Source organism: Couchioplanes azureus (genome assembly GCF_014648355.1).
Lineage (GTDB): Bacteria > Actinomycetota > Actinomycetes > Mycobacteriales > Micromonosporaceae > Actinoplanes > Actinoplanes azureus.
Genome location: NZ_BMQY01000005.1, coordinates 21,876 through 43,803, shown reverse-complemented (window position 1 = coordinate 43,803; position 21,928 = coordinate 21,876). Strand labels below are relative to the sequence as shown.

Annotated in this window: 22 protein-coding genes; 8 read left to right on the top strand and 14 right to left on the bottom strand. The window is 72.0% G+C overall.

Translation table 11 applies throughout. The features are described from left to right. Nucleotides 1–59: 59 nt before the first annotated feature. From IEY99_RS18750 to IEY99_RS18710, 9 genes are all read right to left on the bottom strand, one after another. Complete coding sequence (locus tag IEY99_RS18750) at nt 60–668, bottom strand: type 4a pilus biogenesis protein PilO (protein WP_189204981.1); 609 nt, start codon at nt 666–668, stop codon at nt 60–62. Beyond that, nucleotides 668–1,387 carry a PilN domain-containing protein gene (locus IEY99_RS18745; RefSeq protein ID WP_189204979.1) on the bottom strand — a complete coding sequence of 240 codons (720 nt, stop codon included), beginning with the start codon at nt 1,385–1,387 and terminating at the stop codon, nt 668–670. Before IEY99_RS18745 ends, IEY99_RS18750 begins: the two co-directional genes overlap by 1 nt. Then, entirely contained in the window at nt 1,387–2,412 is a 1,026-nt protein-coding gene (pilM, locus tag IEY99_RS18740) for a type IV pilus assembly protein PilM (RefSeq protein WP_189204977.1), read from the bottom strand. The genes IEY99_RS18745 and pilM overlap by 1 nt, the downstream gene beginning before the upstream one ends. Before the next feature lie 18 nt (nt 2,413–2,430). After that, the gene (locus tag IEY99_RS18735; RefSeq protein WP_189204975.1) at nt 2,431–3,219 is read right to left on the bottom strand and encodes a prepilin peptidase; all 789 of its coding nucleotides are present in this window, start codon (nt 3,217–3,219) and stop codon (nt 2,431–2,433) included. A 66-nt stretch (nt 3,220–3,285) separates the two neighbouring features. Next, nucleotides 3,286–3,777 (bottom strand): prepilin-type N-terminal cleavage/methylation domain-containing protein, encoded by a 492-nt coding sequence (locus IEY99_RS18730; protein ID WP_308427065.1) that lies wholly within the window; start codon nt 3,775–3,777, stop codon nt 3,286–3,288. 103 nt (nt 3,778–3,880) lie between these two features. Beyond that, nucleotides 3,881–5,110 carry a type II secretion system F family protein gene (locus IEY99_RS18725; protein WP_189204973.1) on the bottom strand — a complete coding sequence of 410 codons (1,230 nt, stop codon included), beginning with the start codon at nt 5,108–5,110 and terminating at the stop codon, nt 3,881–3,883. Nucleotide 5,111: 1 nt separating this feature from the next. Then, a complete protein-coding gene (locus tag IEY99_RS18720) occupies nt 5,112–6,239 on the bottom strand; it encodes a type IV pilus twitching motility protein PilT (RefSeq protein WP_189205801.1) in 1,128 nt (375 codons plus the stop codon). A 119-nt stretch (nt 6,240–6,358) separates the two neighbouring features. Beyond that, the gene (locus IEY99_RS18715) at nt 6,359–8,026 is read right to left on the bottom strand and encodes a GspE/PulE family protein (RefSeq protein ID WP_189204970.1); all 1,668 of its coding nucleotides are present in this window, start codon (nt 8,024–8,026) and stop codon (nt 6,359–6,361) included. A gap of 78 nt (nt 8,027–8,104) precedes the next feature. Further along, the gene (locus IEY99_RS18710; protein WP_229798952.1) at nt 8,105–9,070 is read right to left on the bottom strand and encodes a GlxA family transcriptional regulator; all 966 of its coding nucleotides are present in this window, start codon (nt 9,068–9,070) and stop codon (nt 8,105–8,107) included. Between the two features lie 71 nt (nt 9,071–9,141). Between IEY99_RS18710 and IEY99_RS18705 the strand changes: the two genes are divergently transcribed. After that, a complete protein-coding gene (locus IEY99_RS18705) occupies nt 9,142–10,452 on the top strand; it encodes an MFS transporter (RefSeq protein ID WP_229798950.1) in 1,311 nt (436 codons plus the stop codon). A 100-nt stretch (nt 10,453–10,552) separates the two neighbouring features. Next, nucleotides 10,553–11,089, top strand: a complete 537-nt coding sequence (locus tag IEY99_RS18700) for a snapalysin family zinc-dependent metalloprotease (protein WP_189204964.1) — start codon at nt 10,553–10,555, stop codon at nt 11,087–11,089. Between the two features lie 47 nt (nt 11,090–11,136). Here IEY99_RS18700 and IEY99_RS18695 read toward each other — a convergent pair whose 3' ends face one another. Beyond that, on the bottom strand, nt 11,137–11,454 hold the full coding sequence (locus tag IEY99_RS18695; protein ID WP_189204962.1) for an STAS domain-containing protein: 318 nt from the start codon (nt 11,452–11,454) through the stop codon (nt 11,137–11,139). Between the two features lie 104 nt (nt 11,455–11,558). On the opposite strand from IEY99_RS18695, the gene fxsT reads away from it, so the two are divergent. Beyond that, nucleotides 11,559–13,982 (top strand): FxSxx-COOH system tetratricopeptide repeat protein, encoded by a 2,424-nt coding sequence (gene fxsT / locus IEY99_RS18690; protein ID WP_189204960.1) that lies wholly within the window; start codon nt 11,559–11,561, stop codon nt 13,980–13,982. 7 nt (nt 13,983–13,989) lie between these two features. Here the strand turns inward: fxsT and IEY99_RS18685 are convergent, their stop codons facing one another. The 3 genes from IEY99_RS18685 to fxsA form a co-directional block, all read right to left on the bottom strand. Then, entirely contained in the window at nt 13,990–15,612 is a 1,623-nt protein-coding gene (locus IEY99_RS18685) for a putative bifunctional diguanylate cyclase/phosphodiesterase (RefSeq protein WP_229798948.1), read from the bottom strand. A 100-nt stretch (nt 15,613–15,712) separates the two neighbouring features. Next, entirely contained in the window at nt 15,713–17,176 is a 1,464-nt protein-coding gene (locus IEY99_RS18680) for an aKG-HExxH-type peptide beta-hydroxylase (RefSeq protein ID WP_189204959.1), read from the bottom strand. A gap of 9 nt (nt 17,177–17,185) precedes the next feature. Continuing rightward, complete coding sequence (gene fxsA, locus IEY99_RS18675) at nt 17,186–17,392, bottom strand: FxSxx-COOH cyclophane-containing RiPP peptide (protein ID WP_229798947.1); 207 nt, start codon at nt 17,390–17,392, stop codon at nt 17,186–17,188. A gap of 171 nt (nt 17,393–17,563) precedes the next feature. Between fxsA and IEY99_RS18670 the strand changes: the two genes are divergently transcribed. Further along, on the top strand, nt 17,564–17,770 hold the full coding sequence (locus tag IEY99_RS18670) for a hypothetical protein (RefSeq protein WP_189204957.1): 207 nt from the start codon (nt 17,564–17,566) through the stop codon (nt 17,768–17,770). Continuing rightward, entirely contained in the window at nt 17,760–18,155 is a 396-nt protein-coding gene (locus tag IEY99_RS18665) for a hypothetical protein (RefSeq protein ID WP_229798945.1), read from the top strand. Before IEY99_RS18670 ends, IEY99_RS18665 begins: the two co-directional genes overlap by 11 nt. A gap of 43 nt (nt 18,156–18,198) precedes the next feature. Here the strand turns inward: IEY99_RS18665 and IEY99_RS18660 are convergent, their stop codons facing one another. Next, nucleotides 18,199–18,483, bottom strand: coding sequence for a DUF427 domain-containing protein (locus tag IEY99_RS18660; protein ID WP_189204955.1), 285 nt, complete (start codon nt 18,481–18,483; stop codon nt 18,199–18,201). Between the two features lie 155 nt (nt 18,484–18,638). Here IEY99_RS18660 and IEY99_RS18655 point away from each other — a divergent pair, with 155 nt between their 5' ends. Genes IEY99_RS18655 through IEY99_RS18645 form a run of 3 tightly spaced genes read left to right on the top strand, consistent with a single transcriptional unit; the run spans nt 18,639 to nt 21,882 of the window. Further along, nucleotides 18,639–19,232 carry a hypothetical protein gene (locus IEY99_RS18655; protein ID WP_189204953.1) on the top strand — a complete coding sequence of 198 codons (594 nt, stop codon included), beginning with the start codon at nt 18,639–18,641 and terminating at the stop codon, nt 19,230–19,232. Then, nucleotides 19,229–20,380, top strand: coding sequence for a hypothetical protein (locus tag IEY99_RS18650; RefSeq protein WP_229798943.1), 1,152 nt, complete (start codon nt 19,229–19,231; stop codon nt 20,378–20,380). Before IEY99_RS18655 ends, IEY99_RS18650 begins: the two co-directional genes overlap by 4 nt. Continuing rightward, nucleotides 20,377–21,882 (top strand): hypothetical protein, encoded by a 1,506-nt coding sequence (locus IEY99_RS18645; protein ID WP_189204951.1) that lies wholly within the window; start codon nt 20,377–20,379, stop codon nt 21,880–21,882. The genes IEY99_RS18650 and IEY99_RS18645 overlap by 4 nt, the downstream gene beginning before the upstream one ends. The last annotated feature ends 46 nt before the right edge of the window (nt 21,883–21,928 follow it).

The window sequence follows — 21,928 nt, the reverse complement described above, 5'->3', positions numbered from 1 at the left end:
GATTCCGTCGGAAATCAAGCCGTCCGGCCTGGCGGAGGACCCGGGCGCCGCCCCTTGTCTCAGTCCGTGGTGACCGAGGGGGCTCCGGAGCCGACCGGCGGGGCCACGAAGGCCTGCACCGACAGGTCGAGCTGGCTCTTCGCGGCGGTGCCGCCTTCTCCCTCCGAGTCGCTCGCGGCGCTGTAGGTCGCCGACTCGATCAACACCGCGCGCTTCTGACTGCTGCCCTGCAACTGGTTCAGGAAGTCGCCGAGTTCCTCCGCGGAACCCTCCGCAGCTAGCTGGATCTTGATGGACCAGACGCCCTCGGCGCCCTCGATCTCTTCCGGCGCACCGACGGTGAGGCCGTTGACGTCCACGCCGACGTCGCCGCCCTGAGTCTGGAGCTGACGCAGGAATGCCGGTATTCCGGAGGTGGACGGCAGGGCCTTGCGATACGCGTCCCGAGTGGCCTTGAGCTTCTTCTCGATCTTCTTCGTCTTCTCGAGCTCGGTGATCTCCTTGAGCAGTTTGATCCTCTGTGTTTCGGCGGTCGCCGTCTGGTCCGCCAGCTCCTGGGTGTCGGCGGAGGTCGTACTCACGACCACGAAGTACGTCACGGCGACCAGCAACCCGGCGGCCAGGAAGCCGAGAATCAGCCAGAGCCGGTCAGCATGTCCGGTTCGCATCACTTACCTCCGGACTTGCAGGGCGCGCCGAACCGGCCGCACAGGGCCTTCTTGGTGATCTGCACGTCGATACTGAAACTGACGTGCTCCTCTCCCTCTTGCTTGCTGGTGGAGACGCTCGTGACGTACGGGTTGCCGACCGTGGCCTCCGCGGCGAGCGCGTCCACATAGGCGGCGACGGTCTTCTTGTCCGGAGCGGTGCCGGTGACCGTCACCGTGCCGATGGACGCGGACTTGGCGGCGCCCGGCAGGGCCCCTGGCGACTTGCTCGCGTCGGCCTTCGTCTGCTCGGCGATCTGGCCGCTGATGCTCGAAACCTTGACGGTGTCCGGTCCGGTGGTACGCAGCAGGTGCAGCAGCGCGGCCCAGTCGAGGTCGTTGGCCATCGCCGTCTCGAGCTGCTCCTTGAGCTCGTCACCCTCGTTACGCAACTTCACGACGGGGGCGAATTCTCCCTTCTGGCGTTGCAGGGCCGCCACCTTGCTCGTAGCGGCGGTCAGCTCCCGGTCGGCCTCCTGCTCCAGGCGTTTCGCGTGGACGATCCACGCGGCGCAACCCATGGCCACGAGGATCACGACGGCGATCATCAAGATCCGGATCCGCCGGGTACGGCGACGGGCGACGATCTCGTCGGGCAGCAGACGGGCCGAGATCGTCAGGAGCCGGTTGACCCGCTGGGCGGACACCGCCGGATCGACGGGCATCAGGGTGGTGGCCATCAGGCTGTCGCTCCCAGGGTGAGACCGATCGACACCGCCGCGGCGGGCAGGAAACTGTCGAACCCACGCTGCCGTGCCTTGCGGGTGTCGCGCAGCCGGCTCGCGTTGTCGGCGTAGACGACGGTGACGCCGAGCTGCTTCTGGATGTGTTCGGCCAGCCCCGGCATCAGCGCGCTGCCGCCGCACAGCGAGACCCGGGTGACCTGCTTCTGCCGCTCGCCCGAGGCGAGGTAGGTGAAGGAACTGCGCAACTCGCTGATCAGGGGCCGGACCGCATCGGTGACCGCGGTCGCGGCGTCGGGACGTTCGTCACCGTGCAGCCCGTAGCGGCACTTGAGCGCCTCGGCCTCCGGAGCCGGAATGCCCAGCCGGGTGGCGATGCTCTCGGTGATCTCGTCGCCGCCGCGCGGGACCGTGCGCACGATCAACGGCTCACCGTCGGCGTGCACGATCACGCTGGTGATCTGCGCGCCGATGTCGACGAGCGCCTCGACTTGCGCGTCCAGCCGGGAACCCGCGCGCAGCATGGCGAAGGAGGCGAGGTCGACGTCGACGACGTGCAGCCCGGCGCGCTCGACGGCCAGCACGAGGTCCATCACCGCGTCCTTGGGCATGGCGATGAGCAGTCCCCGGACGGTGGGATTCTGGCCGGGCTCTTCGAGCGGCCGGAAGTCCAGCAGCGAGCGTTCCACCGCGAGGGGGAGCATGTCGCGGACCTGGAACGGCAGCGCGCCCCGCATCTCCTTGGCGGGCAGGTTGGACACCGACGTCTCGCGAACCACGAGCTGTGGGTTCGTGACGCCGAGAACGACCCGCTTGGTGCGGAACTTACAGGCGGCCCAGAGCTGCTTGAGGGCGGATGTCACGGCGACCGGCTCGACCGGGACGCCGGCCTGCATCGTGCCGGGCGGCAAGGGGACCTGGCCGAAGTTGATCAGATCGAACTCGTCCTTCGCGCGGCGGACCTCCACGGCGCGGATGGACGACGAGCCGATGTCCAGCCCGATCGGAGAGACGCCAGCCATCGGTTCCTTCCTCGGTGGTCAGACGGTGGGGACGAAGAGAGACAGGTACCAGTCGGCGATCGGCGCCGCAGCGAACACCGCCAGGAGGGCGCCGGCGAGCATGTAGGGGCCGAAGGGTATCCGGGTCTTGCGGCCGGCCACCTTCAGCAGCATCAGCACGGTCGCGACGAGCCCACCGAGCAGGAACGCGGCGAAAGCCCCCACGGCGACAGAGCTCCAGCCGAGCCAGCCGAGGTAGAAGCCGAGCAGAGGTGCGAGCTTCACATCCCCGCCGCCCATCCCACGGGGGACCAGCGCGAGTGCCCGGTACAACGCGTAGAGGAGGGCCGCGGCGAGCAGGCCGCGGACCACGGTGCTCCAACTCTCGCCGGCGATCACCGCCGGCGTCAGCAGCAGTGGGGCCACCGCGTAGGACGGCAGGACGATCGCGTCGGGCAACCGGAGCACGTCGAGGTCGATCGCGGTCAGGGCGATCGCGATCGCGGCCAGATAGAGGTACGCCGGCAGTTCCCACGACCACCCGAACTTCGCCGTGACCGCGACGAACAACGCTCCGGTCGCCGCCTCGACGAAGGGATACCGGGCGCTGATCGGCTCCTTGCAGTCGGCGCAGCGGCCGCGCAGCATCAGCCAGCCGAAGACCGGGACGTTGTGCCGCGCCCTCACCCCGTTCCCGCAGCGCGGGCAGTGCGAAGCCGGTCGCACGAGGGACTCGCCCCGGGGAACTCGGTGGATGACCACATTCAGGAACGACCCGACCGCGACACCGAGCAGGCCGGCGATGCTGAGCAGCAGGAGCTGCGGCATGGTCGATCCTCCTCGGTGTCGCGGTCGCTGATGGGCGGGCGGGGTCGCCGTCCCGCAGGTCGGTGATCAGGTGCAGTCGTTCGTGTCCATGGTCGTGCTCTTGACCTCCTTGACGGAGCCACCCGCGTTGCTGTCGTAGAGGTACCAGACGTCGTCGCCGCCACCTTCGTTGTGCGCGCAGATCAGGTAGCTGTTGCCGTTGTTGGTCGGCACGTAGCCGAGCGCCGTGTTCTCCGACAGGGTGATCGAGCCGTCGGGCGGGTTGGTGCCCTCCTTGAGGTCGAGAGCTTCCTTCCCGGTGTTAGAACCGTCGTTGGCGCCCTCGACCTTGTCCGGGTACTTGTTCCCGTTCTTCGAGTAGAACTGCTCGATCGCGCTGATCGCGCCGCGGACGTCGGACTGGGCCGACTTGTCGGCCGCGCCCTCGCGGTAGTTCAGGTAGACCGGCACGGCGATGGCGACCAGCACGCCGATGATGACGACGACGACCAGAAGCTCGATGAGGGTGAAGCCCTCGTCGTCCTTCTTGGCGCGCAGCCGGCTGATGATGTCCTGCATTGGAGGTGCCTCCGTTGGCGTCAGGGTGGGGCGGGGATTTCGTTGTCCGGGCTCGGGCGCCCGACGTCGACCGGAGACCGGCCGGGTACTGCTTCCAGAGCCGTCAGCCCTGGATGTTCTGGTAGATGGTGAACATCGGTAGGTACAGACAGATCACCATTCCGCCGACCACGGAGCCCATGACGAGGACCATGATCGGTTCGATCGAGGCGGCGAGGGACTCGGCGGCGCTGTCGACTTCCCTGTCATAGAAATCGGCAACCTTGTCGAGCATCTGACTGATTTGACCGCTTTCTTCGCCGACTTCGACCATCTGGGTGACCATGGCGGGGAAGACCTTGTGGTGGCGCATGGCGGACGACATCGGCTGGCCGTCGCGGACGGCCGACTGGACGTCGGCCATGGCCCGGTTGACGACCTCGTTGCCGGTGGTCTCGCCCACGACGGCAAGCGCCTGCATCACCGGTACGCCCACGTTGAGCAGCAGGCCCAGGTTGCGCGAGAACCGGCTCATCGCAAGCTTGCCGAGCAGCGAGCCGAAGACCGGCATCCGCAGCTTGATCGTGTCGACCTTGAGCCGGAAATCGGCGCTCTCGCGGATCTGGCGCTTGTAGAGTGCCGCGCTGCCGATCGTCACGGCCAGGAACGTCGGGGCGATCCAGAACATGTTGTGGCTCACGTCGACCAGGAACTGGGTGATGGCCGGGAGCTCGCCGCCGAGGTTCTTGAACATCTGCTCGAAGATCGGGACGATGAAATAGAGGACCGCGCCGATCATGACGAAGGTGAAGCACAGCACGATCACGGGGTAGGTCAGCGCCGCCTTGATCTTGCCGCGGAGCGCCGAGTCCTTCTCCATGCTCTCCGCGATCTGCTCGAGAGCCTGGTCGATCATACCGCCGGCCTCGCCGGCGCGGACCATGGCGATCATCAGCCGCGGGAACACCCGGTCGTGCTTGGCCATCGCCGTCGACAGCGAGACACCGCCGGAGACGTCGGCGCGGACCTCGCCGACCGCCTTCTTGAGTGACGGCGCCGAGGTCTGCTCCTCCAGGATCGCCAGCGAGCGCAGCAGCGACATGCCGGACGCGGTCATCGTGGCGAACTGGCGCGCGAAGACCGCCAGGTCCTTCAGCTTGGTCCGGCCCCCGAGGCCGGGGATCTTGATGTCCTTGTTGAGGCCCTGGCCGGCCTCGGTCACGTCCAGCGGCGTCTCGCCGCGCTGCCTCAGCATCTGGGTGGCGGCGGCCTCGTTGGCCGCCTCCACCGTGCCCTTCGTCTTGCGGCCGGTCGAGTCGATGCTGTTGTAGTGGAAGGTCTTGGTCGCCGGCATCTCACACCCTTCCGATCAGGCGCTTCAGTTCCTCGGCGGAGTGGCAGATCTCGAGCGCGGCGTCGACCGACACGATGCCCTCGCGGACGCGTTCGGCCAGGTGCTGGTCGAACGCCAGCATTCCGTCGTTGCCGCCGGCCTGCATGAACGAGGGGATCTGGTGGGACTTGCCCTCGCGGATGAGGCTGCGGATCGCCGGGGTGGCCGTGAGGATCTCGCAGACCACCGCGCGGCCCTTGCCGTCGGCGCGGGGGGCCAGGGCCTGGGTGACGACGCCCTGGAGGCTGGCGGCGAGCTGGGCTCGGATCTGGAGCTGCTGGTGCGGGGGGAAGATGTCGATGACGCGGTCGATGGTCTGGGTGGCGCTCTGGGTGTGCAGCGTCGCCAGGACCAGGTGGCCGGTCTCCGCGGCGGTGAGGGCCGTGGCGGTCGTCTCGAGGTCGCGGAGCTCGCCGACCAGGATGATGTCGGGGTCCTGGCGCAGGGCGTGCTTGAGCGCCTGGGCGAAGGTGTGGGTGTCCGCGCCGACCTCGCGCTGGTTGACCACGCTGCGCTTGTGCGGGTGGAGGAACTCGATCGGGTCCTCGATGGTGATGATGTGCGCCGCCCGGCTGCGGTTGGCCAGGTCCAGCACCGAGGCGAGGGTGGTGGTCTTGCCGGAACCGGTCGGGCCGGTGACCAGCACCAGGCCGCGGGGGAGGTGGGCGAAGCGGGACACCGACTCCGGCATGCCGAGCTCGTCCAGCGGCTTGATCTTGTGCGGGATGGCGCGGAAGACGGCGCCGCACGAGTTGCGCTGGATGTAGAGGTTGCCGCGGAAGCGGGAGACGCCGACGATGCTGTGCGCGAAGTCCAGCTCGTGTTCCTGCTGGAAGGTCTGCCACTGCGCCGGGGTGACGCCCGCGCGGCACAGCAGGGCGGTGTCGGCCGAGTTCAGCTTGCCGTACCCGGGGAGCGGGCGCAGCCCGCCGTCGACCCGGATCATCGGCGGAGAGCCGACCGTCAGGTGCAGGTCGGAGCCGCGCGACTCGACGAGGGTGATGAGCATCTGGTCGAGCACGGCCAGGTCGTCCGCGGCGGGCTCGGACGGCGCGGCCTGCTGCGGCACTGAGTGGTCGAGCGTGTACATCTGCTGCACCGACAATCTCCCGATGGTCTCTGGACCCTCCTCATTCGGCATCGTGACGACCCGGTTAAGGACGTTTTTCGCCAGAAATGCGTCCCGTCGGCCGCGGCGAGGTACCCTGCTCAGACTGCGACACGGGACACCTCGGTCACCGACGTGAGGCCGCCGGCCGCCTTCGCCAGGCCGTCCGAGCGCAGGTCGTACATGCCCTGCTCGATCGCCACCTCACGGATCTCGCCGGCGGCGGCGCGGCGGATGGTGAGCGTCTCGATCTCGGGGGAGATCGGCATCACCTCGTGCAGCGCGATGCGGCCGCGGTATCCGGTGTTGGCGCAGTCGCGGCAGCCGACCGGCTTCCACAGCTGCTCCGGGATCTTGAGGTCCTGGACCGGCCAGCGGGCGTTCTCCAGCTCCTCCTCGGTCGGCGCGTACGCCTCCTTGCACCAGTCGCAGAGCCGCCGGGCGAGCCGCTGGGCCAGGACGCAGTCCAGCGACGAGCCGACGAGGAAGGGCTCGATGCCCATCTCGGTGAGGCGGGTGACCGCGCCCGGCGCGTCGTTGGTGTGCAGCGTGGAGAGCACGAGGTGGCCGGTCAGGGACGCCTCGACCGCGATCTGGGCGGTGTTGCCGTCCCGGATCTCACCGATGAGCACCACGTCGGGGTCGGAGCGCAGGATGGCCGGGAGCACCGCGGCGAAGGTCAGGCCGGCCTTGGCGTTCACCTGCACCTGGTTGATACCGCGCAGGCGGAACTCGACCGGATCTTCTACCGTGATCACATTGATCTCCGGCTTGCTGATCCGGCCCAGAGTCGCGTACAGGGTGGTGGACTTGCCGGAACCGGTCGGACCGGTGACCAGGACCATGCCGTGCGGCTTGCTGAACGACTCCGCGAAGCGGTTGAGGTTGTGCTGGGTGAAGCCCAGCTTGTTCATGTCGAGGTCGATACCGCCGGTGTCGAGCACCCGGAGCACGATCTTCTCGCCCCACACCGTCGGCAGGGTCGCGGTACGCAGGTCGACCTTGCGGTCGCGGATCATCACGGTGATGCGGCCGTTCTGCGGCACCCGCTTCTCGGTGATGTCGACGCCCGACATGATCTTCAGGCGCGAGGTGAGGGCGGACATGACGCCGCGCGGCACGGTGTCCAGCTCGTGCAGCACGCCGTCGATGCGGTAGCGCACCCGCATCTCGTCCTCGGTCGGCTCCAGGTGCAGGTCGGAGGCGCGGTTCTGGACGGCCTGCTCGATCAGGCTGTTGACGTAGCGCACGATCGGCGCGTCGTCGGCGCTGGTGGCCTGCGCGGCCATGCCGGCCTGGTCGTCGTCCGAGGTGTCGGCGATGTCGGCGAGGTCGCTGGCCTCGCGCTGCAGGCGCTCGATGATCCGGCGGACCTCGCTGCGGGCCACCACCACCGGGCGCACGGTCATGCCGGTGGCCGCCCGGACGTCGTCGAGCGCCACCACGTCGCCCGGGTCCGTCACGCCGACGACCAGCTCGTCGTCGACGATGTTCAGGCCCAGGACCCGGTGCCGCAGGACGACGGACAGCGGGATGCGCTTGAGGGCGGCCGGTTCCAGGGGGTAGCCGACCAGGTCGACGGTGTTCAGGCCGAAGGCGTACGCGGCCGCCTCGGTCAGCTGCTCCTCGGTGACGATCTTCTCGCTGATCAGGACCGCCCGCACGGACTTGCCGGTGCGCTCGGCGGTTTCGGCCGCCGCGTCCACCGCGTCCTCGTCGATGCCCATCTGCTTGAGGGCATCGATCAACGGGCGGAAGGTCTGGTCCATGACATCCTCACGAAAACGCCAGTGCCGGGGGTTATGTCAGTCCCATCGGACACTTCCGCCGCGAACTGAGCGCGGGTCTCAGGAGTGACGGAACGTACGTCGGTACGCGCTGGGCGCCACGCCGACGGACTGCTGGAAGTGCTGCCGCAGGGCCGTGGCGCTGCCCAACCCGCAGCGGCGCGCGACCACGTCGACGCTCAGGTCCGTCGATTCGAGCAGCAGCCGGGCGTGCGCGACCCGCTGCTGCAGCAGCCACTGCCGCGGGCTCGTCCCGGTCTCGTCGCGGAAGCGGCGGGTGAACGTGCGGACGCTCATCCGGGCGTGCCCGGCCAGCTCCTCCAGGCTCACCGGATCGGCGAGCCGGCCCAGCGCCCAGGCCCGGGTGGCCTCGGTGCCGCTGCCGTGTGCCGCCGGCACCGGGCGCTCGATGTACTGCGCCTGGCCGCCGTCGCGCCACGCCGGCACCACGCAGCTGCGGGCCGCGCGGTTGGCGACCGCGCTGCCGTGGTCCTGGCGGATGACGTGCAGGCAGAGGTCCACGCCCGCGGCGACCCCGGCCGAGGTGAGCAGGTCGCCGTCGTCGACGAACAGGACGTCGAAGTCCCAGGCGACCCGCGGGTACAGCCGGCGCAGCCGCTCGCCGTAGGCCCAGTGGCTGGCCGCTTTCCGGCCGTCGAGCAGACCCGCCGCGGCCAGCACGGAGGCACCCGTGCAGATCGAGATGATCCGGGCGCCACGGGCGTGCGCGCAGCGCAGGGCGGCGGCGACCTCGGGGGCCACCGTGCCGTCGCCGACGCTGGGCCCGCTGTGGATGCCGGGCACGAGGACGGTGTCCGCCTCCGCGACCGGCCCGAGGTCGTGGTCCGGCAGCACGGCGAAGCCGCCGCGCTCGGGGCGTACCGGCAGGCCGCCGACGCCGCAGGTGGTGACGGTGTAGAGGGGCTCGTCGCCGGGGCCGCGGGCGGTGCCGAAGACCTGCGGGGGTACGCCGAGGTCGAAGCCCACCACTCCGGCCAACGCGATCATCGCCACGGAATGCGTCATGGCCTGATTCTTGCGCATCATGGCCTCCGGGCCACTCGTTCGTTCCGCCCGGCCTCCGCAGAATGGATCGGGTGATCTCTCGCCGACTGCACCCCGCCTGGCTCGTCGCCGCCGTCGCCTTCGTCGCCCTGGTCGGCGCGGCCGGGTTCCGCGCCACGCCGTCCGTCATGCTGCGGCCGCTGCACGAGGAGTTCGGCTGGTCGCTCGGGACCATCTCGGCGGCGGTCTCGATCAACCTGCTGCTGTTCGGCCTGACCGCGCCCTTCGCCGCCGCGCTGATGGAGAAGCTCGGGATGCGCCGGGTGGTGGCCGGCGCGCTGCTGCTGGTCTCCGCCGGCAGTGGCCTGACCGTGTTCATGCGCGCGAGCTGGCAGCTCCTGCTCTGCTGGGGCGTGCTCGTCGGGCTCGGCACCGGCTCGATGGCCCTCGGTTTCGTGGCGATCGTGACCAACCGGTGGTTCGTACGCCGGCGCGGCCTGGTCACCGGCGTGCTGACCGCCGGCGGCGCGACCGGGCAGCTCGTCTTCCTGCCCTTGCTGGCCCGGCTCACCGACGCGCACGGCTGGCGGACGGCGGCGCTGACCGTCGCGGGCGCCGCCCTGCTCGTCGTGCCGCTGGTCTGGTGGAAGCTGCGCGACCGGCCGCAGGATGTGGGCGTCACGCCCTACGGCGGTGATGCCGCTCCGGTGGTCGCCGTGCCGGGCAGCGCGGCGCGCAACGCCCTGCGGTCGCTGGCCGTGGCGGCGCGGACCCGGCCCTTCTGGCTGCTGGCCGGCGGCTTCGCCATCTGCGGCGCCACCACCAACGGGCTGGTGGGCACCCACTTCATTCCGGCCGCCCACGACCACGGCATGGCCGAGACGACCGCGGCGGGCCTGCTGGCGCTGGTCGGCCTCTTCGACATCGCGGGAACGGTCGCCTCGGGCTGGCTCACCGACCGGGTCGACAGCCGGCTGCTGCTCGGCGGGTACTACGCCCTGCGGGGCCTGTCGCTGCTGGTGCTGCCCTCGCTGTTCGCGGCGGCGGCGCACCCGGGCATGATCGTCTTCATCCTGTTCTACGGCCTGGACTGGGTGGCCACCGTGCCGCCGACGGTCGCGTTGTGCCGCGAGTACTTCGGCGCGAGCGGGGCGGTGGTCTTCGGCTGGGTCTTCGCCGCGCACCAGTTCGGCGCGGCGATCGCGGCCACCTCGGCCGGGCTGGTCCGCGACCGCCTCGGCGACTACGACCTGGCCTGGTACGGCGCGGGCGCGCTCGCCCTCGCCGCGTCGTTGCTCTCGCTGATGCTGCTGGCCGGCAAGCGCACGCGCGACGGCGGCCCGGCCGGCCCGGGCATCGGCCTGGCGTTCCCGGGCCGTCCGGTGCCGGCGGACATCACGTGACCATGAGGCGGCAACCGGTATGACCTTCGCGCATCGGCCGACTTCTATCTGTCGATACGGTGAGAACATCCCCGTTCCCCGTCCCCCCGGGAGGTCACCGATGCTGGTCAAGAGACTGGCCGCCACGCTGCTAGCGGTGCTGGCGGCGGTCGGCGTGCAGGTCGCCGCCGCCGATCCCGCCACCGCGGCGCCTCGCGTGCGAGTGCTCTACTACGACGCCAGTCAGGCGCGGGAGTTCGTCTCCGTCGTCCACCAGGGCGCGCAGATCTGGAACAGCCGGGTCACGAACGTCCGGCTCGAGCCCGTCCCGGCCGGGCGCACCCCCGACATCCGGGTGTACGCCGACAACGGCTGGCCGCGCGCCTATCCCACCTCGCTCGGCAACGGGCGCTGGTACATGGGCCGGGAGGCGGTGAACGACGGCTACCACCCGCCGCGGATCGCCGCTCACGAGTTCGGGCATCTGCTCGGCCTGCCGGACCGCCGGACCGGCCTCTGCAGCGACCTGATGTCGGGCAGCAGCGCCCCGGTGTCGTGCACCAACGCCTACCCCAACGCGACCGAGGCCGCCACGGTCGACAGCAACTTCCGCGCCTCGGTGGCGGTGCCCGCCCGGGAGTTCGTCTGGGTGCGGTGACCCCGCCGGCGAGCAGGGCAGGGGGCCGTCCGGATGCCGGGCGGCCCCTACTGCTGGAGCCCGACGACCTCGAGGAGGCCGCTGAGGACCAGGATCTGGTGCACGCCCCGGGTCGGGCGGGCCAGCAGGAAGTCGACGCCCTCGTCGCGGGCCCGCTGGAAGCCGAAGATGATCGCGCCCAGGCCCGTGGAGTCGATGAAGGACAGCTCCGCCAGGTCCACCACCAGCGCCCTGGGCCGTGCCTCGAGCGCCTCCACGAGGGCCACCCGGACCTGGTCCACGTTGAGCACGTCCACCTCGCCGCGCAGGGCGACGGTGACCACGTCGGTGTCGCGGTCGAGGCTGGTCACGGGTTCGTCGGTCACAGGGGGCCTTCCATCGGTGCAGCTTCCGCAGTGGCGATGATTCCACGTACGGTAATCGGCAGCATCACAGTAGAGTCCTAGGTCACCAGTGGGGGAGGGGCGGCGTGCCGATCCGGGGCGGTCTGCCGCCGCGCAATCCGCGTTTCGTCGGGCGCGAGGAACTCCTCACCGACATCCGTGGACTCCTCGGCAACGGACCGGTCGTGCTGTTGCCTTCCGCCGATCACCAACTCGGTGGAACGGGACGTACCCAGCTCGCCGTGGAATACGCCTACCGCTACGCCGACACGTACGAGCTCGTCTGGTGGATCCCCGCGGAGCAGACCGCCGGGATGCGGGCCGCGCTGGTCGGGCTGGCGAGCGAGCTCAAGCTGCCCGAGGCCCGCGACATCAACCGCACGCTCGGGGCGGTGCGGGACGCGCTGAGCCGGGGGGAGCCGTACCGCAACTGGCTCGTCGTCTTCGAGAACGCCAACCGGCCCGAGGACATCAAGCCCTACCTGCCCAGCGGCGCCGGACACGTGCTCGTCACCTCGCGCAATCCCCGATGGGCCTCGGAGGTGGCGCAGGCCGTGCCGGTCCCGGTGTTCGACCGTACGGACAGCGTGGACTTCCTGCGCCGCCGCAACCCCGAGCTGACCGCGGCGCACGCCGAGCGGCTGGCCGCCCGCCTCGGCGACGTGCCGATGGCCCTCGACCAGGCCGCCGCGGTCCGCACCGCGACGGGCTGGGGCGTCGGCGAATACCTGCGCCGCTACGACGCCCGCGCGGCGGAGCTGGCGTTCCCGACGCCGATCCGGGTCGCCTGGGGCCTGGCCGCCGACGGGCTCGCCGAGGCCTCGCCGGCGGCGTTCGAGCTGCTGGAGCTCAGCGCCTTCCTCGCCAGCGCGCCGGTCTCCTGGGAGCTGCTCTGGGCGGCGCGCGGTCTGGTCTCGACGGAGCTGGCCCGTACGGTGCGCATCGAGCGGCGGCTCAAGGCCGCGATCCGGCTGATCGGCCGCTACGGCCTGGCCGATCTCGATCCGCCCGGCGAGAGCCTGATCGTGCACCCGATGGTCCGCGGCATGTTGGGCCAGCAGCTCAGCTCCGAGCGGCACGCCGCCCAGCTGCGCTCGGTGCGCGCGATGCTGGCCGCCGCCGACCCGGGCGATCCCGACGACCCGACGCACTGGCCGCGGTACGCCGCGCTCGTCCCGCACCTGGTCCACTCCGACGTCCTGGGCGGGGAGTCGGAGGAGATCCGCCAGCTGGTCGTCAACTGCGTCCGCTTCCTGTACGCCCGCGGCGACTACGACTCGAGCCGCGACCTCGCCACCCAGGCGGTGACCCGGTGGCGGGACAGCCTCGGCGAGACCGACGAGCAGACGCTGCTCGCCAGCTTCCACCTGGCGAACGCGCTGCGGGCGGTGGGGCGTACGGCCGACGCCCGGGCCCTGAACGCCCAGACCCTCCGTTCGCAGCGCGAGGCGCTCGGCGAGGACGACGAGACCACCCTGGCGACCGCCAACAGCGTCGGCGCCGACCTGCGCATGCAGGGGCACTTCGGCCAGGCCCGGCAGCTCGACGCGGACAACCTGGTCCGCTACCGGCGGCTGTTCGGCGAGAGTTTCCCGACCGCGCTGCGCTGCGCCAACAACCTTGCGGCCGACCTGCGCCTGCTCGGCGACTTCCGGGGGGCCCGGGCGCTGGACGAGCAGGTGCTGCGGCACCGGCAGACGATCTTCGTGGACGGCCATCCGGAGACGCTGTCGTCGCGGGCGGCCCTGGCGTTCGACCTCTTCGGCCTCGGCGACTACGCGGGCGCGAGCGAGCTGCTCGCCGTCGCCGGGCACTTCGACACGCTGGGCGCCGACCATCCGATGGCCCTGTGGGCCGGGCGCTTCGCGGCGATGGCGGCGCGGCGCTCGGGGCGTACCGAAGCCTGGGCGCTGGCCGCCACCAACGTGGAGCTCTACCGGCAGAAGTTCGGCGACCTGAGCGTCGAGACGCTCGGGGCGATGGTGTCGCTGGCCAACTGCGCCCACGACGCCGGAGATCTCGACGAGGCGCATCGGCTGCTGGAGCGGGTCGTCGCCCGCTACCACGCGGTGCTCGGCGACGAGCACCCGTTCACCCTGGCCGCCGGTGCCAACCTGACCGGCGTGATCCGGGCCACCGGGCGGCACGCCGAGGCGCGCACCATCGCCCAGGAGGCGCTCGGCGGCCTGCGGCGCAGCGTCGGCCCCGACCATCCGTTCACCTTGAGCTGCGCCAACGGCCTGGCGGCCGACCTGTTCGCCACGGGCGAGGGGCAGCGGGCCCGGGAGATCGCCCTGGACACCCTCAGCCGGTCCCGCGGCGTGCGCGGCGCCGACCACCCGGACACCCTGGCGTGCGCGTTCAACGTCGCGCTGGACGCCGGCGACGACGAGTCGGCCCACGCCGCCGTCGAGGAGCTGCAGAAGGCGTACGGCGAGGGCCACCCGACGCTCACCCGGGCGCTGTCCGGCGTCCGGCTGGAGACGGAGATCGAGCCTCCGCCGCTGTAGGAACCGCTCAGCCGGCGATCGCGGACTGGCGGGCCAGCAGCTCGGTCAGGTCGCCGGCCGGCATCGGCCGGGCGAAGTGGTAGCCCTGCGCCTGCGCACACTCCAGCTCGCGCAGCCGGGACGCCTGGGTGGCGTCCTCGACGCCCTCGGCGACCGGCGCCAGCTTGAAGGTACGGGCGATCTGGAGCACGGCCTCGGCCACCGACGCGCCGGAGGAGTTCTCCTGCATCGCCTGCACGAACGACTTGTCGATCTTCACGACGTCGACGGGCAGGGTGCCGAGGTGGCTCAGCGACGAGAAGCCGGTGCCGAAGTCGTCCAGCGCGATCCGGACCCCGAGGGTCTTCAGCGCGCCCAGCACCCGGGCCGACTCGACCAGGTCGACCAGCGCGACGGACTCGGTCAGCTCCAGCACGAGCAGCGACGGCGGGAGGCCGGTGCGCTCGAGCACGCTGCGTACCTCTTCGACCAGGTTCGGGTTGCCGAGCTGGCTCGCCGACAGGTTCACGTTGAGCTCGAAGCCGGGGTTCTGCTGCTGCCAGATGGCGGCCTGCCGGCACGCCTCCTCCAGCACCCAGCCGCCGAGGCGGGGAAGCAGGCCGAGCGACTCGGCGATGTCCAGGAAGGCGACGGGCGGGATCATGCCGCGCTCCGGGTGGTTCCAGCGGATCAGCGCCTCGACGCCGACCGTACGCTCGCCTTCGAGGTCGACGATGGGCTGGTAGTGCACCTCGAACTCGCCGGCGTCCAGGGCGCGGCGCAGGTCCGCCTCCTCCCGGCGCCGGGCCTCGGCCGCGGCGAACTGCGCCGGGTCGAAGCGCCGGGCGACGTTCTTGCCCTCTTGCTTGGCCTGGTAGAGCGCCAGGTCCGCCTCGCGCAGGACCTCGTCGACGGCCCGGCCGCTGCCCCGGGTGATCGCGATGCCCGCGCTCGCCGGGATGGTCAGCACGTAGTCGCCGATGAGCAGCGGCTGAGCCAGGTCCATCAGGATGCGGTTGGCCACCGTGTCGGCGATCTGGTCGTCGGTCAGGCGGGGCAGCAGCACCACGAACTCGTCGCCGCCGAGACGCGAGACGGTGTCGTTGGTACGGACGTTGGCGAGCAGCCGGGAGGCGGCCGTACGCAGCAGCTCGTCGCCGGTGGCGTGCCCGTACGTGTCGTTGACCTCCTTGAACCCGTCCAGGTCGAACAGGATCACGGCGGTCATCGTGTCGTCGGCGTCGGCCAGCGCGTCGGTGGCGTGGTCCAGGAAGAGCTTGCGGTTGCCGAGCTCGGTCAGCGGGTCGCAGGACGCCTGCCGGGCGAGCTGGGCACGCTGCCGGGTGAGGTCGCGGACGATGCTCTCGGTGGAGCGCGCGCCGAGGAACTGCCGGACCAGGATGATCGTGGCGACCGCGACGGTGAGCCAGGTCAGCCCCTGGCTGATCGCACCGTGCCGGCCGAACCAGAAGCCGGTCATGAGCACCGCGACGGCCACCGGGACGTAGCGCACCAGCGGCACGCGGCGGGTCAGCAGCAGCACCGCGGTGCCGGCGGCCGCCACCGCGGCCACCCCGGCGGCACGGCCGGCGACACCCGCGTCCTCGAGCAACGGGGGCCAGGCGAGCAGCAGCAAGGCTGCGTAGATCATGGCGCCGTCCACGCAACGACGCGCGCGATCCATGGTCTTGCCGCTCCGACTCATGACTCACCTCCCACGGGCAGCTTGATCGGCCCGGCGCCGGGGGACTTTAGGAAAGCCAGCGGATGATCGCCAGCGGGTCGGAATCCTCACCCCGCAACTCGTCGTAGGCCGCGGCCGCGAGCTCCGGCGCGGCCGGCAGGCCGCTGGTCAGCAGCATCCCGGCCCAGGCGGCCCGGTCACCCGGATTCCTCCGGTACGCGCTGAGCGCCGTCGCCTCGTCCCCGCGCACGTACGCGACGTCTCCCGCCGAGCCCTCCAGCGGCAGCCCGCGCAGCAGGCGGTGGGTCAGGTCGAGGCGCGGACTGATCTCCAGGGCCCGCCGCGGCGCCCGGCGCAGCACCGGCGTGACCGCGGGCGGCCGCTCGCCGCGCCGCCACGCGGTGGCCAGGTAGGTCCGGTCCGCCGGCTCGACGTGCAGGTTGCGCAGGCGCCAGCGCAGGTGGTGGTCCCGGTTGGCACCCTCGGCGAGGCGCCGGATCCGCGGCGGCACCGGCTCGTCGAGCCAGGGCCGGACCTCGGCGCGCAGGGCGCCGACGAACCGCTCGCCCGCCGGGGTCAGGTCCGGCAGCCCGTCCGCCGCCGCTGCCACGGCGGCGCGCCAGCGGGCGAACTCGAACCGGGCCAGCGGGTCGTCCGGCAGGGTGCGCCAGAAGCGGGTGACCGCCAGGTACGCGTACGCGCCGTGCAGGATGCCGGAGGCGGGCCGGGGATCGTCGCGCCACGGCGAGTAGCCCAGGGCGTCCGGGGCCTCGAGCAGGTCGAAGAGGTACAGCACCGCGTTGAGGATGCTGTGCTGGGCCTCGTGCAGCAGCCCGACGGCGAAGGCGGCCGGGTCGGCCGGCTCCGAGATGGCGACCGCCCCGAACGCGTCGGCCGAGGTCGCGCTGATGCCCCGGGCGGCCGGGTCGGCGCGTACCGGGATCACGGTGTCGAGGACCGCGGTGAGCGCCTCGGCGTCCGGGCGTACCCGTTCGACGAGCAGCCGCCACGCGGCGGCGAACGACTCCTGCCAGCGGGCGAGCTCGTCCGGGGCGAGCGGCGGCGTGGGCGGCAGGCCGAGCCCTTCCCGCAGCGGGTCGCGGTCCTCCAGCCGTACCGAGATGCCCAGCCCGTCGTGCTCGGCGGTGAGCTGCCGGCCCGGATCGCGCCGGGGATGCGGCGTCAGCGCGCCGGCCGCGAGGTCGCTGAGGTGGCCGACGCCGGCCCGCTCCGGTGCGGCGCCGGCGCGCAGGGCGCCCAGGCAGCCGGCCGCCCACACCCCGAAGAGCGGCCGGGCCAGCAGGTCGCGGACCCGGCCGGGGGCCGCGCGCTCGGCGGCGGCCAGGGCGGCGAAGTCATCCGTACGCGCCGTCGCGGCGATCTCGCGGAGCAGCAGCAGATGGCGGCTCAGCTGGGCGCGGCGCAGCTCGTCGAGGGCCGCCCGGTCCGGCCGCCCGGCGCCGAGGGCGGTGAGCGCGGTGTCGCTGAGCCGGTGTGGCAGCGCGGCCGACAGCGCGGTGAAGCCTGTCACCAGACGTGCCTACAGGGCCGAGTTGAACCCGGCGATCGGCTCACCCGGACGGGCGAGGTCGTCGGCGAGTCGCCGCAGGCAGTACGCCAGGGGGCTTTCGTCCGGCAAGTCCGATTCGGTGGTCGCCGCGAGGTCGGCCAGCGACAGGTCCGAGACGTCGATCATCGCCGACCGCCACTCCGGTGTCGCACCGGTGGTGCTCGCGCGCCCGTTCACGTCTCGCCTACCTTCGTGTTTCCCTGCACCGATCGATGTATTGCCGCCACATTACGGCGGTCGTCGGGTCGGGTGATGTCCGGGCGTGTCCGCGAGCGGGGTCGCCCAGGTTGCCGCGGCGTGATCTCATAGGACGCCAACACCGCGAAAGTCGGCAACGGAGGACAAACAGTGCTGGGGCGTAACGCCGGGGAGACGGGAGAGCGGGTGCAGGAGCCCGCCGAGGACGAAGTGACCGACGAGGGCGGCGCCGATGACGCGCCCGAGTCGCCGGTGATGCCGGCGCCGCCGTTCCCCACCTTCCAGAGCCGGCCGACGCTGCCGCACCAGACACCCGGGGTCGGGTTCGAGAGCGGGCGGGACAGCCGTGCACGCTGACGATTCGCGGCCGCACCTGCCGCGGCGCGGGCCGGCGCCCGCCGTCGAGCGCATGGACAACGCCGAGCTGGCGCGCATGGTCGAGGCGGAGCATCCGTACCGGGGGAAGGCGCTCTTCGAGCTCTGCGACCGGGTACCGCACGACGACGACGCCGCGACCAAGGTCGCGATGCTGAGCCGGCTGACGTCGCTGCGCCAGGCGCGGCTCTTCGACCGGGTCTCGCTGGCCTGGTCGGCGATCATCGCGCTGCTGGCGGCGGAGACGCCGCACGCCCGGGCCTCGGCGTACGAGGCGTTCGCCACGCTCGACCCCGCCGAGCAGCGGGACCTGCTGGACTACCTCGAGGTGCCCGCCATCGAGGAGGCGCACCCCAGGATCGGATAGGGCCGGTGGCCGGCGCGGGCTCAGGTCCGCGCCGGCCGCTTTCTCAGGCTTCGACCTTGACGCCCTTCCAGAACGCCACCCGGTCCCGGACCGCCTTGGCGTCCGGCTTGGGGTCCGGGTAGTACCACACGGCGTCCTGGGTGACGTGGTCGCCGGACTCCAGCGTGTAATAGGAGGCCTTGCCCTTCCACGGGCAGACGGTGTGCGTGTCGGAGGGGCGCAACACGTCCTCGCGCACGGAGGCGCGCGGGAAGTAGGTGTTGCCCTCGACTACCACGATGTCGTCGCTCTCGGCGATGATCTCGTCATTCCAGATGGCCTTCGGCATGCTTCGAACGTAGCGCGCCGGTCGCTCTCCGTCTGATATGCGGGGTTTATTCGCCTCCCCGGGGTGAAACGCCGTCGGACATCCGGACATTGCCCGCCCACCGTACGAAGATCTAAGGTCGATCCGCCCAGGACCCGACTGACGGAGCCCCCGCCATGATCAGTTCGACCACGCTGCCGGGCGTTCGCGAGCAGGCCCGGCACGCGCTGCTGCTCCTCGGGGTCCCGGCGCCCGCCCGCCTCGTCGTGGACGTGCACACCGCCCTGTTCGACGGCGACCTGTCCATGTCCGGTCTCGCCGCCGTGCTGCGCGACGAGGAACGGCACTACGATCCGCATGCGCTCGCCGCGTACCGGATCTGCCCGGCCCTGCACCACGACCTGACGGCGGCCCGCGGGCAGGTCACGCTCTCCGGCTGGCCGCCCGCGCGGCGCCTGGTGTCCCCGGCGGCCACCCAGGCCAACGCCCTGGCCGCGGTGATCCGCGTCGCCGAGTTCGTCGCCATCCGCGCGCAGGCGAGCGCCGCCGCGATCGACCTGCTGCGCCGCCTCGCCGACGCGGTGCCCGGCGGGCCCGAGGCCTTCCTGGTGCACGACCCGAGAGCGCTCGCCGACGCCGCCCGCGCCGCCCTGGCCGGGACGGCCGGCCACGAGGTGCCCGAGGCGCTCGAACGGCGGTGGGAACGGCTCGACGAACGGCAGCGGCTGTTCGGCGTCATGAGCCTGCCCCACCAGCGAGGGCGCGGGTGACCAAGGCGGTCGACCGGCCGCGCGGGGACGCGGCCGCGCTTGACCGGCTGCGCGGCGGCGTGCCCGCCAAGCGGCACAACGCCCGGACGATCGCCGCGCTCACCGCCAACCCGGGGTGCTCGCGGCGCGCCGTCCTCGACGCCGCCGGCGTCGACAAGCCGCGGCTGGCCGAGCGCATCGGTTTCCCGGGCAACTTCGGACAGTCCCGGTTCGCGCTCGCCCGCGGCAACGGCTTCGAGGCGATGCTCAAGAAGGACGACTGCGCGCTGCTGTTGTCGGTGTTGCGAGAGGTGCTCCACCTCCCGGAGGCAGCGGCGTCGCCGGACGACATCGTCTCCGCCGGCTCCCCGGCCGTTTCCTACGAGGATCTCGGCGAGGACGACGACGCTACGCTGGGAGCCCGGCACGGGCGTACCCGGGAACTGCTCGCTGCCGCCGCCGGTGCCGCGCTGATCGACCACCCGCTGCTGACCCTCGAGGTGGCCGGCCGGCAGGTCTTCCTGGAGCCGGACCTCATCGCCTTCCAGGCCGGCGGCCGCCTGCACGTCGTCGAGATCAAGTCCTTCGCCATCGTCGACGGCCAGGCGGACAGCGCCAAGGTGTCGGCCGCCGCCGTACAGGCCGCCGTGTACGTGCTCGCCCTGCGCCGCCTGCTCGCCGACCTCGGCCACGACCCCGCACTGGTCAGCCACGAGGCGGTACTGGTCTGTCCCCGCGACTTCTCGCTGCGGCCCACCGCCGCGCTGGTCGACGTGCGCAAGCAGCTGTCCACGCTCACCCGCCAGCTGACCCGGCTCACCTCGGCGGCCGACCTGGCCGCCTCCCTGCCGGCGAACGTCACCTTCGACACGTCCCTGCCGGTCGAGGAGCTGACCGCCGCGCTGAGCCGGGTCGAGGCGAGATACGCGCCCGAGTGCCTGTCGGCGTGCGAGCTGGCGTTCTACTGCCGGCACGAGGCCTCGGGAAGCACGGCCGCGCTGGGCCGGCCGGTCCGGGACGCGCTCGGCGGCGTCGACACGGTCGAGGAGGCGCTGGCGCTGGCGGCCGGCACCCGCACGCCGACCGAGGAGCAGAGCGAGGCGGCGGCGCTGCTTCGGGCGGCCGCCCGGCTCCGCGCCGAGGCTCTCCGGCCGGACGCGCACTCGTGAGCACGCTGACCGCCCTGGCCCGGGCGCAGGCATTCGCGGCCGGGCGGGCTCAGCCGATCGCCACCGTGCGCCATCTCCACCTGCACGAGCGCCCGCTGGTGCTTGTGCCGTACGCGATGGCGGGCGAGGCCAACGCACCCCTCGCCGCCATGGTCGGCACCGCGGAGGGCGAGCCCGAGCTGCTGGTGGTGGCCCAGCCGCGCAACCCCGACGACCGGTTCGGCTTCGCGGCGCGGCTCGCCGGTGTGCTCGTGCCGTACGTGGACTCCTTCGCCGCCGTCGCCGAGGCCGTACCGGTGGACCGCGGCCGGGACGTGCGCTACCGCTTCACCGACGCGCCCCAGCTGTGGGTACCCAACCCCGGCGGCGTCGACTTCCTGCGGCTGTTCGGGCGTTCCACCCGTTTCCGCAGCGTCGAGGGGGAGTATGCGGTGCCCGCCTCGGTGCCCCTGCTGGGACGGTGGCTGACCTTCTTCGCCGGCGCCGCCGAGGTGCCGGGCTCGTCGCTGCTGCTGAACGGCGTACAGGCGCTGTCGTCGCACTGGGTGACCGGGCAGAGCAGTGCCGAGGACGCCCAGCTCGCCGCCCTGATGGCCTGGCTGGACCCGCCGCCGGGACGGACCGTCTTCGAGGCCGCGGCGGCGGCCGAGGATCCGGCGGTGACGCCACCCCCCGGCCCCGCGACCGATCCGGCCTTCGACAACCACGTGCTGGCGCCGCTGCTGTCGGCGGCCCAGCCGGACGTCGCGGAACTGTCCGAGGTGCTGCGCGCCCAGCTGCTGCCGACCTGGACGCTCATGTGGCGCGCGCTGCGCCTGCTGCGGACGCTGCCGCCGGGCTCCCGGGTCGCCGGCCGCTGGGACGCCGACCGTGACTCGTACTCGTCCTTCGTGCAGCATCTCGCCGAGGGAGGCCCGCCGCAGCCCCGTCGCGACGGCGCGGTGGCCGCGGCCGCCCGTTTGGCTCGCCTGGAGAACGCGGCCGCCCGGTACGCCGTCCAGCGCGCCTTCGACGACCCGCTGGTGATGGCGGAGCACCGGCTCACCGGTGCGGCGTTCGCCGGGGAGGTCACGCTGGCCAAGGCCGACCGCGTCGACGACAGCGGCAAGCGGCCGGTGCTGCGCCCGCGCATCATGGTGGTCACGTCCGAGCCGGTACGGGTGGTGCCCGGCGCGGTGCTGACCTCGCCGGCACGGCCCGCGCAGAAGGCGACGGTCATCTCGGTGAACCCTGCCGCGGGGGGTGCCTCCGGCGGCGAGGGGGAGCTGACCGAGGTGGTGCTGGAGTTGTCCGGCGGGATGGGGCGCAAGCTGGTCGCCGAGCCGGGCAGCGTGCCGGAGGTGGGGGAGCGGCTGCTGCTCACCACGCTCAGCGAGGCCTACCGTCCGGGCGGTGCCTTTCCCGAACCGGACCAGACGCCGTGGACGCATGGCGGGCCGCCGGCGCCGCGCGATCCTGCGGACGAGGAGTTCGGAGAGCCGTCGCGGCTGCCGGATCAGTAGGGCGCGAGGGCCCCCGACGCTCGGGGTCCACGGCGCCGTGGCACCG